Source organism: Sedimentibacter sp. (assembly GCF_032080165.1).
GTDB lineage: Bacteria > Bacillota > Clostridia > Tissierellales > Sedimentibacteraceae > Sedimentibacter.
Window position 1 is genome coordinate 16210 of sequence record NZ_DAMASY010000003.1, and the last position, 16115, is coordinate 32324.

Consider the following 16115-nt stretch of genomic DNA (forward strand, 5'->3'; position numbering starts at 1 on the left):
AATATAAAATGAAGGGAGAAAAGCATGGGTGATATACTTAGTTCCTTTGTGGAAGTGGCCCCTTATATAAATAAACTTACTAATACTGACTTTACTGTATCAGTTTGTGATCTTGAAAAGTGCCTTATATATGTACCAAGTGAAAGGCAGGATCACAAGATTAGGGCAGGAGGTTCTCATGTAAAAGGGTCTGTCAACTATGAAAGCGTTACTACAGGAAAGAAAGTTGTTAAACGAGTAGGTCCTGAAGTGTTTGGATTCCCATATATTGCAATAGCAATACCGTTAAGGGATAAAGATGACAAGATTATAGGGTCTGTATCTTTTACTGAAGCAGTAGATAGACAAGATTTGTTGTTAGCTTTAGCTGATAACTTGCATGATACTGTGCAGCAATTAGAATCTATGACAGAAGTTATTTCCGGCAATTCTAAAAAGCTTAAGGATGTAGGAAGAGATTTAAATGAATATGTAAGAAATGCTGATAAGATTCTTGATGAACTTATATCATCAACTGACAAAATTTCTGAAAAAATTGATGAGCTCTTAAATATTTCATCACAGCAAATTGAAATCAATAGTTTTATCAATAAGTTAACTATAGACTTAAAAGATAGAGCAGAAAAGTTAAAAGAAAATGCAAGGTTATTAAGTGAGGAGGATGAAAGTGATTATGTTAAACGCAATTGAATTAAAAAATGGAGAAACAATAGGCTACAGAAAAACAGGAGAAGGAAGCAAAGTCTTGGTGTTGATTCATGGAAACATGTCCACATCTAAGCACTGGGATACAGTAATGGAGAGTATGCCAGAGGAATATACAACATATGCCATAGATATGAGAGGTTTTGGTATATCTACATACAATACACCTGTAAATTCACTGAGGGATTTTTCAGAAGATATTAAGCTATTTGCAGACGCAATGGAATTAAAAAAATTTAGCCTGGCAGGTTGGTCAACAGGTGGTGGGGTGGTTATGTATTTTGCCATAGATTATCCCGAATATGTGGAGAAATTAATTTTAGTCGAATCTGTTGGGATAAAGGGATATTCAATGCTTAAAAAGGATGAAACAGGTCAACCAATTATTGGTCATTATTTAAAAACTAAGGAAGAAATAGCAGCTGACCCAATACAGGTGGTACCTATTTTAAATGCCTATAAGGAAAGAAACAAAGAATTTATAAAATTAGTGTGGGATGCGTCAATATATACATTTAACAAACCTTCAGAAAAAAGATACGATGAATACATAGATGAAATATTGACCCAGAGAAACTTGGTGGATATTGATTATTCATTGGTACACTTTAACATATCTCATGAACACAACGGAGTTATAGAAGGTTCAGGAGAAGTAGATAAGATCCAAGCATCTACATTGATTATACAAGGTAAAGATGACTTAGTTGTACCTGAGGAAATGGGAGTAGGAATATTTGAAGGTATAGGCGAAAATGCCAAGTTAGAATTATTAGATAATGGTGGTCACGCGCCTATGACAGATGATTTAGATAGATTTATGAATATTGTATTATCTTTCATGGGATAAGTGGCTATTAATTAATAAACGAAACATTAAGGGAGGTATTAATTTTGAAAAAAACATTAAGTTTATTATTAGTGTTAATGCTTGTAATTAGTATATTTCTAACTGGTTGTGCAAGCGAAGGAAATGATAGCACAGGTACAAATAGTCCTGCGACGAGTGGTGGGGAACAAAATGCAGGCGATGACAGTTCAGAACCAATAGTAATAGGAGCACTCACTTCATTAAGTGGTGCATTACAAGACTATGGTGAACAAAATCAAAGAGGATTTATGTTAGGATTAGAATATCTTACTGATGGTACTATGAAAGTAGCAGGAAGACCTATTAAAGTAATATGGGAAGACACAACAAATGTGCCGGATGTTGCCAGGGAAAGAGCTATAAAACTTCTTGATGTGGATAAGGTTGATATTTTAGTAGGTGCAGCTTCTTCATCAGATGCAGCAGCGGTATTAGATATTGCTGAAGAATTTAAAACTGTATATGTAATTGAACCTGCAGCAGCAGATTTCTTAACAGGTGACAGCTGGAACAAATACATATTCCGTACAGGAAGAAATTCTGCGCAGGATGCAGCTGCAATGGCAGATGTTATTATAAATAGTAAGGCAGGAGCAAAAGTTGCCACATTAGCACCGGACAGTTCATTTGGTACTTCAATGGTACAACCTATAGTTAATGAACTAATTGAACGTGGAGGGGAATTGGTTCACCAAGAATTCCCGCCAACTGATACTACTGACTTTTCACCGTACATAATGAGAATTAGAGAGGCAAGACCTGATTATTTGTATGTAATTTGGGCAGGAGCCAACAATCCTTGGGGACAATTAATGGAATATGATTTAGAAAGTTATGGTATCAAAATAACAACTGGTGCTCCAGAAATTGCAGCATTAAAATCCATGACACCAATGATAGGAATGCAGGGATTTAGCGTATATCATCATACATTGCCTCAAAACAACCCTATGAATGATTGGCTAAAAGAAAAACACTTAGAAAAATATAATGAAGTTCCAGATTTGTTTACACCGGGTGGTATGGCAGCAGCATCTGCAATTATTACTGCATTGGAAAAAACAAGCGGTAACACAGATGCAGAGGCTCTTATAGAAGCAATGGAAGGAATGGAATATGAAAGTCCAACAGGAACAAGATACTTCCGTAAAGAAGACCATCAATCAATACAGCCGCTTTATGAAATAATACTTAGAGAAGTTGATGGTATAGATTACCCTGTACCTGAGTTTGTTCGTGAAATACCAGCTGAAGATATTGCTCCACCAATAACAGCACCAGGACGTTAAAAAAATATTTACAAAAAGAAATAGAAAGGATGTATGTGATGGGTGAAGTGTTAATAAAAACTGAAAGTTTAGGCATAAGTTTTGGAGCTCATAAAGCAGTAAGCAATATGAGTCTTGAAATAGAAGAAAACGTATTTACTACCATCCTTGGTCCAAACGGAGCTGGAAAGACAACTTTATTTAACTTAATTAGTGGTCTTTTAAAATCAACAGAAGGAAAAATAAATTTCAAAGGGACGGACATTACAAGTCTGTCCCCTGTTGACCGAATAAAGATGGGAATGGGCAGATCTTTTCAACTAACTAATGTTTTCCCTAATCTTACAGTTTATGAGAATGTAAGACTTGCTGTACAATCAAAGGAAAATATAGGATACAAAATCTTTGTGGACCATAGAAATTATGAAAATGTTAATGAACAGACTGAAGAGCTACTACAAAAAGTACTTTTATCTGATAAGAAAAATTTTATTGCCAGCAATTTAAGTCATACAGAACAAAGAAAATTGGAACTTGGTATGGTTTTAGCACTTGAACCAGAGGTATTGTTATTAGATGAACCAACAGCAGGTATGGCAATAGAAGAAGTTCCAACAATGATAGAGATTCTTGCAAATATTAAAAAAACTAATACTACAATTATATTGATAGAGCATAAAATGGACATGGTTAAGACTTTATCAGATAAGCTGATTATTATAGTAAATGGAATGAAGCTTATAGAGGGAGATCCGGAAACTGTTTCTAAACACCCTGAAGTTCTTAAGGCATATTTGGGAGGAGGGGTTATAGATGGCATCAATACTTAAAGTAGAAAATTTGAATTCCTATATAGGGCAGTATACCATATTGCAAGGGGTTGATATTGAAGTAAAAAAAGGTGAGGCTATAGCGATATTAGGTAGGAATGGTGCAGGTAAAAGCACATTGCTAAAATCAATTATGGGTTTAGTTAATACAAGAAGTGGCTCCATTCTTTTGGGAGATGAATCAATTGTGGGAATTCCTACGTACAATATTGCAAATAAGGGAATCGGATATGTTCCTGAAGATTACGGTGTATTTGATTATTTAACTATTGAAGAAAATTTGAAATTAGCAATAAGAAAAAATACAAAAGATGGAGATGACAGGATAGCTAAAGTATATGACCTTTTTCCGGATTTAAAGAATGCATCTAATAGGATGGCTAGGACTCTTAGCGGTGGTCAGCGTCAGATGTTGTCAATATCAAGAGCATTAGTTAATGATAATAAGATAATTCTAATAGATGAACCCAGCAAGGGATTAGCTCCAGTCGTTATAGAGACTTTAGCCATAGCCCTTAAGGAAATAAGTAAAGAAAGTACCATATTGTTGGTAGAACAAAACTTTTCTTTAGCGTGTGCAATAACATATAGATACTATATCATTAATGAAGGCAGAACAGTGATAGATGGTAAAATAGAAGATTTAATTCATGATACTCAGCTGCAAGCTACACATCTTGGAATATAGAGGAGGAGACTATGGATATTTTCTTAACACTTTTTATTAATGGGTTATCCGAAGGTGCATTAATATTTTTAGTTTCTTCAGGATTAGCCATTATATTGGGATTAATGGGAGTTGTAAACTTTGCACATGGAGCTTTGTTTGTCTGGGGTGGATATGCATATGTATGGATATATCAGTTAACAAGCAGTTTTATGTTAGGAATATTATCGGCGATGTTTATTGTCTTTGTTCTTGGTATAATATTTGAAAAGTTTTTTGTTAGTCGATTATATGGAAATGCACCTGCACAAATTTTAATCACCCTGGGACTTAATATTGTTTTTATTGAAATAATTCGTTTAATATGGGGAAATACACCTATTGCAATAAAGAGACCTGACTTTATTGCAGGGACAACTATAATTAACGGAGTGACAATAAGCCACTACAGAGTATTATTAATAATTATCGGAATTGTAGTTCTTATTTCTGTAAATCAGATTTTAAAAAATAGTAAGGCAGGTATGGTAATAAGGGCAGGAGTACAAAGATCAGATATGGTTCAGGCGTTAGGTATAAATATTAGATTTTATTTTACAATAGTATTTGCTGCAGGTGCAGCATTAGCAGGATTAGGAGGGGCTTTATATGCTCCATTAGCAGGTAATGTAATATCTACATCTGGAGCTAGTAATCAGATATTGGCTTTCATAGCTATAGTCATAGGCGGCCTTGGGAACTTTTCAGGAACTGCAAAGGCAAGCTTTTTATTGGGCTTAATGAATGCATTTGTAGCATGGTTTATTCCGACATTCGCGGTAGTAACAAATGTATTAATAATGGCAATTGTATTAGCATTTAAGCCAGAAGGATTATTTAGTGAAAATAAAAAAAGTAGAATTAGATTGGTGGTGAAGGAATGAAATCACTAAGAGAAAACATTCAAAGAGATTTTAGTAAAAATATTATAATAGCTTTGACAGTATTACTAATAGTCTTATTAGTTTTTCCAAAGTTCTCTTCATATACAATGTTAAATCTACTTACAAGAATATTTATAATATCAGTATTTGCTATGAGTTATGATATATTAAGGGGATATATGGGGTTTATAAATTTAGGTCATGCTATTTTCTTCGGCGGTGGGGCATATATTGCAGGGATACTCTACAATAAACTTGGAGCTACAATTCCTATATTCATTTTATCAATTTTAGTAGTTGTAATGTACTCAGTAATTTGTGCTTTAGTAATGGGAAAATTATCATTTAAAAAAGGCACTTCTGTATTTGCAGCTGCTATGCTGACATTAGCTTTAGCAGAAGTTGTAAGGAATATCGCTGAAAGCTGGAGAGAAATAACTAATGGAACTGATGGGCTTATATTTAAAGTACCTGGCATATTGTCAAACAGAATTTTCTTCTACTATTTTTCACTGATATTTTTAATTGTTATGTTTATAATTTTAAGAAAATTCATTTTATCACCTACAGGGCGAGTAATAATAGCTATTCGAGAAAATGAGCAAAGAACAGAATTTTTAGGTTATAAAATAGAAAATTATAAGCTGATTGCAATTTTAGTTTCAGGTATTTCTGCCGGTCTTGCCGGATTAGTATTTGGAACATTTAATAGATTTGCTAATACTGAGCTTTTAAGCATAACATATTCCACGAACGCGCTCCTATATACATTAATAGGTGGTACTGGAACATTATACGGAGGTATCGTTGGAAGTATAGTAGTAAATGTATTTCAAAATATGCTGTTAAATCTTCGAAGTATTCACCCAATATTTGAAAGATGGTTAATTTTTTTAGGAATTTTATACATAGCAGTAATATTGTTTATGCCAAAAGGTATCGTAGGTACTTTGCGACATTTTATATCAAATAGAAAAGAAAGTGTTGATAACAAAGAATTATCAAATGCTGAAAGGGTATCTGGAGAATAGGTATTACTATGTATTTGAAGGCTTAGTTTAGGAGGGATACAATGACTAATGTTAATGTAGGTATTGTAGGAACAGGTATATATATTCCGGAAGGAAGAATGACTGCTAAGGAAATATCTGATGCTACCAATGGATATTGGACAGAGGAAGCTGTTATACAAAAACTTGGTATAGTCGAAAAATCTATACCGGGAAAAGATGATGGAACTCAGGAAATGGGTGTAAGAGCAGGATTAGATGCAATTAGAAGAACAGAAATAGATCCAAAAGAAATAGATTTAATCTTATGTATGGGTGAAGAGTGGAAGGAATATCCTCTGACCACATCAGGAATTTATATCCAGGAAAAGATAGGAGCTACAAATGCCTGGGCAATAGATTTACAGCAAAGATGTTGTTCCACAGTGGCAGCAATGAAAATAGCAAAGGATATGATGATAGCAGATGATGAAATAAATACTGTTATGGTTGTGGGGGGATATAGGAACGGAGATTTTGTTGATTATACTGACAGTGATATGTCTATGATGTATAATCTGTCATCTGGCGGAGGGGCTATAGTTCTTAAGAAAAATTACAATACAAACCTACTTTTAGGAACTTATATTATGACAGATGGTTCTATGGCAAGAGATGCAGGTGTAGAAATCGGAGGAATTGTAAATCCTATTACATACCAAAACCTGCATGAGGCATATAAATCTTTGCGGTTAATGAATCCTAAACATATGAAGGACAGATTGAATGAAGTTTCAATGAAAAATTGGTTATATTGCATTGATAAAGCATTTGAGAAGTCTAATATTTCAAAAAAAGAACTTAGATATCTTAGTGTTCTTCATTTTAAGCGATCTCAGCACTTAAATATGCTTAAGTTGTTGGGCTTAACTGAGGAACAATCTATATATCTTGAAAATTATGGACATATGGGACAGATAGACCAAATTATATCATTGCAGTTAGCTTTAGAAACAGGGAAGTTAAAGGATGGTACAGTAATGTCTATGATATCTGCGGGCATAGGTTATGCTTGGGCAGCTAATGTAATAAAATGGGGCAATGCAGAATGTTAACAATGGAGGCAACTTATGGGATATAGAGATAAAATAATTTCAATAGAACAAGCACTTAGCTTGGTTAAAAGTAATGATATGGTGGTAACCGGATTGGGAGCAGCAGAGGCTCAGCTTTTTATGAACAACCTTCACACTATAGCTGGACGAGTAACAAATGTTACTATTACCAATTGTCTTCCAACTTCAAATGGTGAATTTTTGAAGCCTGAGTATAAAAACTCATTTAATGTTGATGGCTGGTTTTTTTCGCCTCCTCTAAGAAAGGCACATTTGAACGGGAATATTTCATACATTCCCAATCATTTGCACCTGGCTGGATATAAGAGGTTGTTTTATGTAAAACCAAATATATATGTTGGTGCAGCAACTCCTCCAGATAAGCATGGATTTATGTCGCTATCAGTAAGCAATACTTATGAAAGACAAATGATTGATGCTGCAGATATAGTAATATTAGAAATTAACTCAAACTATCCAAGAACATTTGGTGATGTGGAAATACATTATACAGAAGTTGATTATTTAGTAGAGGGTGATTATCTTGTACCTACCATTCCGGATGTTGTCTCAGGTGAAAAGGACATGGTTATTGGAAAATATATTTCTAATATGATTAACGATGGAGATTGCATTCAGTTGGGCATAGGCGGAATTCCTAATGCTGTTGCCAATTATTTAAAATACAAGAAGGATTTAGGTGTTCATACTGAGATGTTAACATCCAAGATGGTGGATTTAGTGAACTTGGGAGTTATAAATGGACGTAAAAAGACTTTACACAAGGGTAAATTAGTATGTGCATTTGCTCTTGGTAATAAAGCACTATATGATTTCATTGACAACAATCCTTCCGTTATAATGATGGCAGGAAAATATGTAAATGATCCATATGTTATCGGTCAAGAAGATAATATGGTTTCTATTAACACAACTATTGAGGTAGATTTAGCAGGACAGTGTGCATCTGAATCCATAGGACACGTTCAGTTCAGCGGTGCAGGAGGTCAGGCAGATACCGCAATAGGTGCTCAAAATTCAAAGAATGGACGTTCAATTATAGCTCTTTATTCTACGGCATTTGTTAAAAACCCTCAAACTGGTGAAAAGGAAGAGATTTCTAAGATTGTTCCAACACTAAAGCCAGGAGCTATTGTTAGTTTGTCCAGAATGGATGTAGATTATGTAGTAACTGAATATGGTATAGCTTCCTTAAGAGGTACTAACATGAAAGAAAGAACAAAGAGATTAATAAATATAGCTCATCCTAAGTTCAGAGAAGAAATAACAAGACAGGCACATGAATTAATGTTTATATAGAGGTGATAATATGTCTTATTTTAACTATAAGGGAAAACAAATATATTATGAAGTTCATGGTACAGGCAAGACGATTGTTATATTAAACGGAATTATGATGTCAACAATCAGCTGGATTCCTTTCATTGATGCATTTTCTGCAAATAATCAGCTGATTCTAATAGATATGCTTGATCAGGGACGCTCAGACAAAATGGAAGGGATTTCATATACTTCTTTAGAACAAGTAGAGGTTTTAAAGACATTAGCTGATGAGCTTGGTTTTGACAAACTAAATATAGTTGGTATTTCATATGGCGGTGAAGTAGCACTTCAATTTGCCGTGAAATATAGCGATATGATTGAAAGACTTGTACTTTTTAATACAACCGGAAAAACTTCAAGTTGGCTAAGAGATATTGGAGAGGCATGGAATAGAAGTATAAATGATCCTATGGATTATTACTGCACAACCATACCTTACATTTATTCGCCTCGTTTTTATGAAGAAAAACATGAATGGATGGAAAAAAGAAAAGCATTGCTGACAAATGGTGTATTTTATGATAAGACATTTATGGATTCCATGGTAAGACTAACAAAAAGTGCTGATTTTTATGATGTTATAAAAGAGCTTCATAAAATTAAAAACCCTACACTTATTGTGAGTAGTGGCAATGATTTTGTAACTCCATTAGATGAACAAAAAGTGCTAAATCAGCTTATTACATCATCGGAGCATATTATTCTACCAAATACCGGTCATGCTTCAATGTATGAAAGGCCGACATTGTTTTCTGCTCTTGCTTTAGGATTCATCAACCTAAAACAGACAGAATTTAATATTTAATTGATGTTTAGTTCACTTGTTATCGTTGAACGGCGAGCAAGCCCTTATTGAATTCTTGACTTACGCGGAGCGTTTTAAATACTCCGCGTTATTATATTATTTACAAAAAATTGAAATTGTTATTAGTATTATTTGCAATAAGGTGACGGATGGTAGGGTATTCTTAAAATGACATAAATATGAAAACTTGTAAAAATAATTGTTGATTGTCGACAATTAGTGTGGTATAATTATTTAAATGTATAATAATGATCATTATATTGTACGTTTTAATCGGAGGTAATGATGTTAGCTGATGTACAGGCATATTTAAGCAGGAGAGAAAATCTGAATAGTGTAGTTGTTGATTATATTAAAGAAGAAATACTAAGCGGTGAATATAAAGTTGGCGACCATATAAATGAAAGTGAAGTAGCTAATAAATTAGGTATAAGCAGAGCACCGGTCAGAGAAGCAATAAGAGAACTTGAAAACGATGGCATACTTACTACTTTACCTCGAAAAGGCACATATGTAACTGAATACAGCTTAGATGATATCAAAGAGGTATTTGATATAAGGTTATTGCTTGAAAATAATATTAATAAAATTTTAATTTATGAAGACAAACTTACCGAAGATGATTTTAATCATTTAGAACAAATTGTTAAGGATATGGTAAACATTGCAGAATCATCAATGGATAATAATAAAAAGTCTTTATTAATTAATAAAAAGGATATGGATTTTCATAGGTTTATATGGCAGAAATCCGGTAGTCAGAGAAGAGTCAAAATATTAGAAAGTATGTTTTTTCAGCTAAGAATTGCGATGTTGTATGATATGTTAAAGACCGGGGATTTGATTATGTCAGCAACAGATCATTATGAAATCATTGAAAGTTTACGTAGTAAGGACATAGATAGATGTAAAAAGGCATTGAGAGAACACATCATTTCTTATAAACACGGTATATTTAAATAATTTCTATATAATAGGTATTAAAAGAATTGAGTTTGTCGACAAACGACAATCTGATATTATAATAAAGGGAGGTTGCGTTAATGAAATCGTTGTATTTTGATGTTGCGGAGTACAAACAAAGGATTAAAAACACAAAGCTACGTATGGAGGAGAAGGGTATTGAAGTCTTAATTGTGACAGATCCGGCAAATATGAATTATCTTTCCGGATTTGACGGATGGTCATTTTATGTACATCAATGCTTAATTGTAATGATTGACCAAGAGGAACCAATATGGGTTGGAAGAGGACAAGATGGTAATGCAGCAAGATTAACATCTTGGCTTTCAGAAGAAAATATCCGATCATATACAGATGACTATGTTCATTCATTAATAAAACATCCAATGGATTTTGTGTCTGACATTTTAAAAGAAAAGGGATACGATAGTAAGGTTATAGCTACAGAAATGGATGCTTATTACTTTACAGCTAAATGTCAGGAAACTTTAATCAAGGATTTACCTAATGCAAGATTTGTGGATGGAAATAACATAGTAAATTGGGTGAAAATAATAAAATCTGATAAAGAAATCGAGTATATTAAAAAAGCTGCTGTAATAGTTGAAAAAACAATGCAAGTTGCTTTTGAGTCTATTAATGTAGGAGTAAGACAAAATGAAGCAGCCGCAAACGTTTATCACGCACAGATATATGGTACTGAAGAGTATGGCGGCGATTATGCATCTATAGTTCCATTGATGCCCAGTGGAATAAGAACTTCAACTCCTCATTTAAGCTGGACGGACGAGCCATATAGGGACGGAGATACAGTATTGATAGAAATTGCAGGAAACTACAGAAGATATCATTGCCCATTATCAAGAACAATAATATTAGGAAATGCTCCGCAAAGAGTTATAGATTTAGCAGAAGTTGTTGTTGAAGGCATAAAAGCCACACTTGAAATTATTAAACCGGGTATAACATGTGAGGATATTGAAAGAACATGGGCTAAAAGTATAGCAAAGAGCGGTTTTATAAAGGATTCACGCGTTGGCTATTCATTTGGTCTTAATTATCCTCCGGATTGGGGTGAGCATACTGTCAGCTTAAGACCCGGTGATAAAACTATTTTAAAACCAAATATGACTCTTCATTTTATGCCCGGTATATGGCTTGATGATTGTGGTGTGGATATAAGCGAACCAATTAGGATTACAGAAAAAGGAGTTGAATTGTTGACAAATTATCCAAGAAAGTTATTGGTTAAATAATAATTAGCGTAACGTATCAAAGCTTATGCTTTGATACGTATAAACTATTATAGAAAGAGGAAAATTTATGAATAAGTTTTTTACTAAGACATTATCACGATTTGAAGAATTTGTTCTAAGCTACTCTGTAATATTAATGGCAATTCTATTAATAGCAGGTGTTTTTATGAGAAATGTTATGAACAGAAGCTTAACATTTTCCGAAGAGGTTGCATCAGCATTATTGGTATTAGTGTCATTTTTCGGTCTTGGTTATTGTGCAAGAAAAGGCAGACATATTACTATGTCAATAGTATTTGATATGGTAAGCAATAAATATAAGAAGTTATTTATGATTGTAATTTCTTTCGTTTCTGCTATAGCTACCGCTTTTATAACATTTTTGGCTGCAAGATATGTAATCAGTGTTCAAAACCTTGGCAGAGTTACACCGGCATTACAAATTCCAATCTATATGATTTATTCAGTTGTTCCTTTAGGTTTTTTATTAGCAACGATAGAATATATCAGATCATTTATTTTTAATATTAAGGATAAAGACAATTTTTACATAACAAGTGATATAAAAGTTCCTTTGAACCTTGAAGTAAAAACGGATTTATCTAATCTAATCGACAAATTGGAAGAAGAAAAGGAGGAATCATAATATGGTATGGATGCTTATGCTGATAATGGTTGTATTGTTTATTTTAAACTTTCCTATGTACATAGCAATGATAGTAGCGCCTTTAGCTGTAATTTTAACATATTTTCCAAATATTAATCCTCTTTTAGCAACTCAACAATTGATAGCCGGAGTTCAGCCCATTGTTTTATTGTCTGTTCCAATGTTTATATTTGCGGCAGATATTATGTGTGCAGGGCAGACATCAAACAGGTTATTAGACTTTGTTGATACCTTTGTCGGACACATACATGGAGGTATGGCTATTACGACTGCAGCAACCTGTACAATATTTGGAGCCATATCGGGTTCAACACAAGCAACGGTTGTAGCAATTGGGAAACCTATGAGAAACAGATTGATAAGCAGCGGATATGAAGATGAAGACACTACTGCTCTCATAATTTGTTCGTCTATTATTGCTTTACTAATCCCACCAAGTATATCAATGATTATGTATTGTGTAGTTACCGGAGCATCTGTAGGGGATCTCTTCAAAGCGGGAATAATTCCGGGATTAATAATACTATTTTTCTTCTCTTTACATAATTTCTTCAGAGCGAAGAAAAAAGGCATTCAAAGAACTAAAAAAATTGATTTGAATGGAAAGATAGCTGCATTAAAAAAAGCAATTGGACCATTAGGTTTTCCTATAATTATTTTTGCGGGTATATATTCAGGCAAATTCAGTCCTACAGAAGCAGCTGCAATGGGAGTTTTATATGCAACTTTATTAGAAGTATTCTTGTTTAAATCAATTAAGTTGAAAGATTTTAAGAATATCGCTTTATCAACAGCTGTTGTAACAACCGCGGTATTTATATTAGTGGCAGCGGGAAGCTTGTTTTCTTGGGCTATATCCTATGCAAGAATACCTCAAATGATAACACAGGCAGTTCTTGGAGTAAATCCTACTGCACTTAAGATATTAATAACAGTTACAGTATTTTTCTATATAGCAGGTATGTTTGTGGACTCGATTGTAGCTATTGTAATATTAACCCCCATATTTTTCCCATTGGCGGTACAGGCGGGAATACATCCGATACATCTTGGAATTATTGTTACATTACAGGCTGCAATTGCATCTGTAAGTCCACCGTTTGGATGCAATATTTTCACAGCATGTGCAATTTTTGACAGACCATTTTTAATGGTGGTCAAAAGATTACCTGTATATTTGATTATGCTCATAATTATATCTGCGATTATTGTATTTGTGCCACAAGTATCTTTGATTTTAATATAGAGAGGATATGAGCTATGAATGATATAAAAAAAGATGTTTTTGAATTGGAAGAGGAACTGATAACCCTCAGAAGAGATTTTCATATGCATCCTGAATTGGGATATGAAGAATACAGAACATCACAAATTGTATACGACTATCTGAATTCGCTTGGGTTAGAGGTGAAAAAGGTTGCTAAGACAGGAGTAGTAGGTTTATTAAGAGGAAAACAATCAGGGAAGACTGTAATGCTAAGAGCCGACATTGATGCATTGCCTCAAAATGAAGAAGCAGGAGTTCCTTTTAAATCTGTAAATAAAGGTGTTATGCACGCCTGCGGTCACGACGGACATACTGCCATGCTATTAATAGCAGCAAAAATTTTGTGTAAATACAAGGATAACATAAGTGGAAATGTAAAATTTGTATTTCAACCGAATGAAGAGGAAGCCGGAGCATTGGATATGATTAATGAAGGTGTTTTAGGAGATCCAAAAGTCGATGCAGCTTTCGGCATACATCTTTGGACTCCGCTAAAGAGCGGAGCGGTTGGATTATCAGAGGGACCGGTTATGGCAGCATTAGAAGAGTTTGATTTAGAGATATACGGGAAACCCGGTCATACCGGCTCACCTCACACTGCTTTAGATCCGATAATAGCGTCATCTAATATTATTCAAACTATACAATCTATACAAACAAGAGAAATAGATCCATTAAATCCTATAACAATAATGATAGGTAAAATAAATGGCGGCACAGGAAGAAATATAATTGCTCAAAAGGTGGAAATCGGAGGCACTATAAGATTTCTATTTAAAAATGAAGAAGTTGAAAAGAAAGCATTATTAGAAAAATTTGAGAGGGTGATAAATGGTATATGTGAAGCAATGAATGTTAAGTATGATTTGAAGTTTATTCCAAGCAATCCATCATTACAAAACAATGCAAGAATGGTTTCATATATAAGAAATGCAGTAACAGAGACATATGGAACTGATGAAAACATTGCAGAGTACAGATGTATGGCAGGAGAAGATTTTGCTGAATTCTCACAAAGGGTTCCAAGTGCATTTTACTTTATAGGAAATGGTAATGAATTAAAAGAAACCATGTATCCTCATCACCATCCGAGGTTTGCCTTAGATGAAGATACTCTGAAATATGGTGTAGAGATGCATGTAAGGTCAACATTAAATTATTTAAATGATTAATATGAGGAGGATTTAAAAGATGAAAAAATCTATATTATTAGTAGTATCTGTATTATTAGTAATAACACTATTTGTAGGATGTGGTCAACAATCAGCTTCGCCGGCTTCTGACGCGGGAGAAACATATAACTGGAGATTTGCTCATGAAGAAAATAACGGAAGCATACAGGATGTATATGTAAAAGAGTTTGTAAGAATACTTGAAGAAAAATCCGGCGGAAAAATTAATATTGATATATATCCGGTAGGGCAAATTGGTGACGCAACTCAACAATGTGAATTATTACAAAACGGAGGACTGGAATTTGCTATGGTATCCCCCGGAAATACAGGAACCATAGTACCTGAAAATCAACTATTCTCTTTGCACTTCTTATTCTCAGAAGATATGGAAAAAAACAAAGAAATATTTAAAACCAGTAAAGCATTAAATGAAGATTTAACAGCAATTTATGCAGATAAAAATATAAAAGTCTTATCGTACTGGACAGAAGGAACAATGGAATGGACAACATCTAAGCCGGTAAACAGACCCGAATTGTGGAAGGGACTAAAGATGAGAACTATGCCATCTCCAATGATAGTTGCATCCTATGAAGCATATGGAGCAAACCCGACTCCAATGCCATATATGGAAGTTTACAGCGGACTTCAACTAAATATGATAGAGGGGCAGGAAAACCCATTGTCAGCTATAGAAGAAATGAAATTCTATGAAGTTCAGAATTATTTAACATTAGGAAGTTCAAGTCTTTATGTAACAACTACCGCAGTAAATCCTAAGTTCTTTGACAGTCTACCTTCAGATATACAAAAAATGATTTTAGAAACTGTTGAAGAAACAAGAGATTTCTCATTCCAAGCTCAAGCAGATTTGAATGGAGGAGCATTAGATAAAATAAAAGCAGCAAGCGATATAGAAATTGCAACATTAACTCAAGAAGAAAGAGAATTGTTTAAAGAGGCCAGCAAGTCAGCATATGATGTATATAAAAATATGGTAGGAGCTAAGGGCGCTGCTATATTAGATAAATTGATGGCTGAAATAGCTGAGATTGAAAAATAAGAAAATATGAATAAGAGGGGAATAATATTCCCCTCAGGCCGCTGAAAAAGTCCCCCTGCTTCGTTGCCGCTGCGCCGGTCAATCCTCACGTATGTTTGAATACGCTGCGGTTGCCCGTCTTCCGGCGCCTTGCAGGATGAACTTTTTCAACAGCCTACCATCTTGATGACTTTGTCATCAATCTGAGGGGAATAATATTCCCCTCAA

General features: G+C 34.1%; 16 protein-coding genes. All 16 read left to right on the forward strand.

Going from position 1 to position 16115, the window contains the following annotated elements; translation table 11 throughout:
• Positions 1 to 24 precede the first annotated feature (24 nt).
• The 16 genes from RT412_RS04760 to RT412_RS04835 all read left to right on the forward strand — a co-directional run bounded on the left by RT412_RS04760 (position 25) and on the right by RT412_RS04835 (position 15908).
• Entirely contained in the window at positions 25 to 690 is a 666-nt protein-coding gene (locus RT412_RS04760) for a hypothetical protein (protein WP_313345756.1), read from the forward strand.
• Entirely contained in the window at positions 662 to 1555 is an 894-nt protein-coding gene (locus RT412_RS04765; protein ID WP_313345759.1) for an alpha/beta hydrolase, read from the forward strand. The genes RT412_RS04760 and RT412_RS04765 overlap by 29 nt, the downstream gene beginning before the upstream one ends.
• A 44-nt stretch (positions 1556 to 1599) precedes the next feature.
• Positions 1600 to 2865, forward strand: a complete 1266-nt coding sequence (locus tag RT412_RS04770) for a substrate-binding domain-containing protein (RefSeq protein ID WP_313345761.1) — start codon at positions 1600 to 1602, stop codon at positions 2863 to 2865.
• 38 nt (positions 2866 to 2903) lie between these two features.
• The gene (locus RT412_RS04775; RefSeq protein ID WP_313345764.1) at positions 2904 to 3674 is read left to right on the forward strand and encodes an ABC transporter ATP-binding protein; all 771 of its coding nucleotides are present in this window, start codon (positions 2904 to 2906) and stop codon (positions 3672 to 3674) included.
• On the forward strand, positions 3658 to 4362 hold the full coding sequence (locus RT412_RS04780; protein ID WP_313345766.1) for an ABC transporter ATP-binding protein: 705 nt from the start codon (positions 3658 to 3660) through the stop codon (positions 4360 to 4362). The genes RT412_RS04775 and RT412_RS04780 overlap by 17 nt, the downstream gene beginning before the upstream one ends.
• Positions 4363 to 4373: 11 nt before the next feature.
• On the forward strand, positions 4374 to 5264 hold the full coding sequence (locus tag RT412_RS04785) for a branched-chain amino acid ABC transporter permease (protein ID WP_313345768.1): 891 nt from the start codon (positions 4374 to 4376) through the stop codon (positions 5262 to 5264).
• On the forward strand, positions 5261 to 6295 hold the full coding sequence (locus tag RT412_RS04790; protein ID WP_313345771.1) for a branched-chain amino acid ABC transporter permease: 1035 nt from the start codon (positions 5261 to 5263) through the stop codon (positions 6293 to 6295). Before RT412_RS04785 ends, RT412_RS04790 begins: the two co-directional genes overlap by 4 nt.
• 41 nt (positions 6296 to 6336) lie before the next feature.
• Positions 6337 to 7368 (forward strand): 3-oxoacyl-ACP synthase, encoded by a 1032-nt coding sequence (locus tag RT412_RS04795; protein WP_313345774.1) that lies wholly within the window; start codon positions 6337 to 6339, stop codon positions 7366 to 7368.
• 15 nt (positions 7369 to 7383) lie between these two features.
• Positions 7384 to 8688, forward strand: coding sequence for an acetyl-CoA hydrolase/transferase C-terminal domain-containing protein (locus RT412_RS04800; RefSeq protein ID WP_313345777.1), 1305 nt, complete (start codon positions 7384 to 7386; stop codon positions 8686 to 8688).
• A gap of 10 nt (positions 8689 to 8698) precedes the next feature.
• Positions 8699 to 9517, forward strand: a complete 819-nt coding sequence (locus RT412_RS04805; RefSeq protein WP_313345780.1) for an alpha/beta hydrolase — start codon at positions 8699 to 8701, stop codon at positions 9515 to 9517.
• 285 nt (positions 9518 to 9802) lie between these two features.
• On the forward strand, positions 9803 to 10480 hold the full coding sequence (locus tag RT412_RS04810; RefSeq protein ID WP_313345783.1) for a GntR family transcriptional regulator: 678 nt from the start codon (positions 9803 to 9805) through the stop codon (positions 10478 to 10480).
• A gap of 80 nt (positions 10481 to 10560) precedes the next feature.
• Positions 10561 to 11736 (forward strand): M24 family metallopeptidase, encoded by a 1176-nt coding sequence (locus tag RT412_RS04815; RefSeq protein ID WP_313345785.1) that lies wholly within the window; start codon positions 10561 to 10563, stop codon positions 11734 to 11736.
• Between the two features lie 67 nt (positions 11737 to 11803).
• Positions 11804 to 12382 (forward strand): TRAP transporter small permease, encoded by a 579-nt coding sequence (locus RT412_RS04820; RefSeq protein ID WP_313345787.1) that lies wholly within the window; start codon positions 11804 to 11806, stop codon positions 12380 to 12382.
• 1 nt (position 12383) lies between these two features.
• Positions 12384 to 13649, forward strand: coding sequence for a TRAP transporter large permease (locus RT412_RS04825; protein WP_313345790.1), 1266 nt, complete (start codon positions 12384 to 12386; stop codon positions 13647 to 13649).
• Between the two features lie 14 nt (positions 13650 to 13663).
• Positions 13664 to 14842, forward strand: coding sequence for an amidohydrolase (locus RT412_RS04830; RefSeq protein WP_313345792.1), 1179 nt, complete (start codon positions 13664 to 13666; stop codon positions 14840 to 14842).
• Positions 14843 to 14861: 19 nt separating this feature from the next.
• Positions 14862 to 15908, forward strand: a complete 1047-nt coding sequence (locus RT412_RS04835) for a DctP family TRAP transporter solute-binding subunit (protein WP_313345794.1) — start codon at positions 14862 to 14864, stop codon at positions 15906 to 15908.
• Positions 15909 to 16115 lie beyond the last annotated feature (207 nt).

What these genes read in the sequence shown, in the direction of transcription:
- RT412_RS04760 (WP_313345756.1), top strand. Translation starts at nt 25, where the DNA reads ATGGGTGATATACTTAGTTCCTTTGTGGAAGTGGCCCCTTATATAAAT.
- RT412_RS04765 (WP_313345759.1), top strand. Translation starts at nt 662, where the DNA reads ATGAAAGTGATTATGTTAAACGCAATTGAATTAAAAAATGGAGAAACA.
- RT412_RS04775 (WP_313345764.1), top strand. Translation starts at nt 2,904, where the DNA reads ATGGGTGAAGTGTTAATAAAAACTGAAAGTTTAGGCATAAGTTTTGGA.
- RT412_RS04780 (WP_313345766.1), top strand. Translation starts at nt 3,658, where the DNA reads ATGGCATCAATACTTAAAGTAGAAAATTTGAATTCCTATATAGGGCAG.
- RT412_RS04785 (WP_313345768.1), top strand. Translation starts at nt 4,374, where the DNA reads ATGGATATTTTCTTAACACTTTTTATTAATGGGTTATCCGAAGGTGCA.
- RT412_RS04790 (WP_313345771.1), top strand. Translation starts at nt 5,261, where the DNA reads ATGAAATCACTAAGAGAAAACATTCAAAGAGATTTTAGTAAAAATATT.
- RT412_RS04795 (WP_313345774.1), top strand. Translation starts at nt 6,337, where the DNA reads ATGACTAATGTTAATGTAGGTATTGTAGGAACAGGTATATATATTCCG.
- RT412_RS04800 (WP_313345777.1), top strand. Translation starts at nt 7,384, where the DNA reads ATGGGATATAGAGATAAAATAATTTCAATAGAACAAGCACTTAGCTTG.
- RT412_RS04805 (WP_313345780.1), top strand. Translation starts at nt 8,699, where the DNA reads ATGTCTTATTTTAACTATAAGGGAAAACAAATATATTATGAAGTTCAT.
- RT412_RS04810 (WP_313345783.1), top strand. Translation starts at nt 9,803, where the DNA reads ATGTTAGCTGATGTACAGGCATATTTAAGCAGGAGAGAAAATCTGAAT.
- RT412_RS04815 (WP_313345785.1), top strand. Translation starts at nt 10,561, where the DNA reads ATGAAATCGTTGTATTTTGATGTTGCGGAGTACAAACAAAGGATTAAA.
- RT412_RS04820 (WP_313345787.1), top strand. Translation starts at nt 11,804, where the DNA reads ATGAATAAGTTTTTTACTAAGACATTATCACGATTTGAAGAATTTGTT.
- RT412_RS04825 (WP_313345790.1), top strand. Translation starts at nt 12,384, where the DNA reads ATGGTATGGATGCTTATGCTGATAATGGTTGTATTGTTTATTTTAAAC.
- RT412_RS04830 (WP_313345792.1), top strand. Translation starts at nt 13,664, where the DNA reads ATGAATGATATAAAAAAAGATGTTTTTGAATTGGAAGAGGAACTGATA.
- RT412_RS04835 (WP_313345794.1), top strand. Translation starts at nt 14,862, where the DNA reads ATGAAAAAATCTATATTATTAGTAGTATCTGTATTATTAGTAATAACA.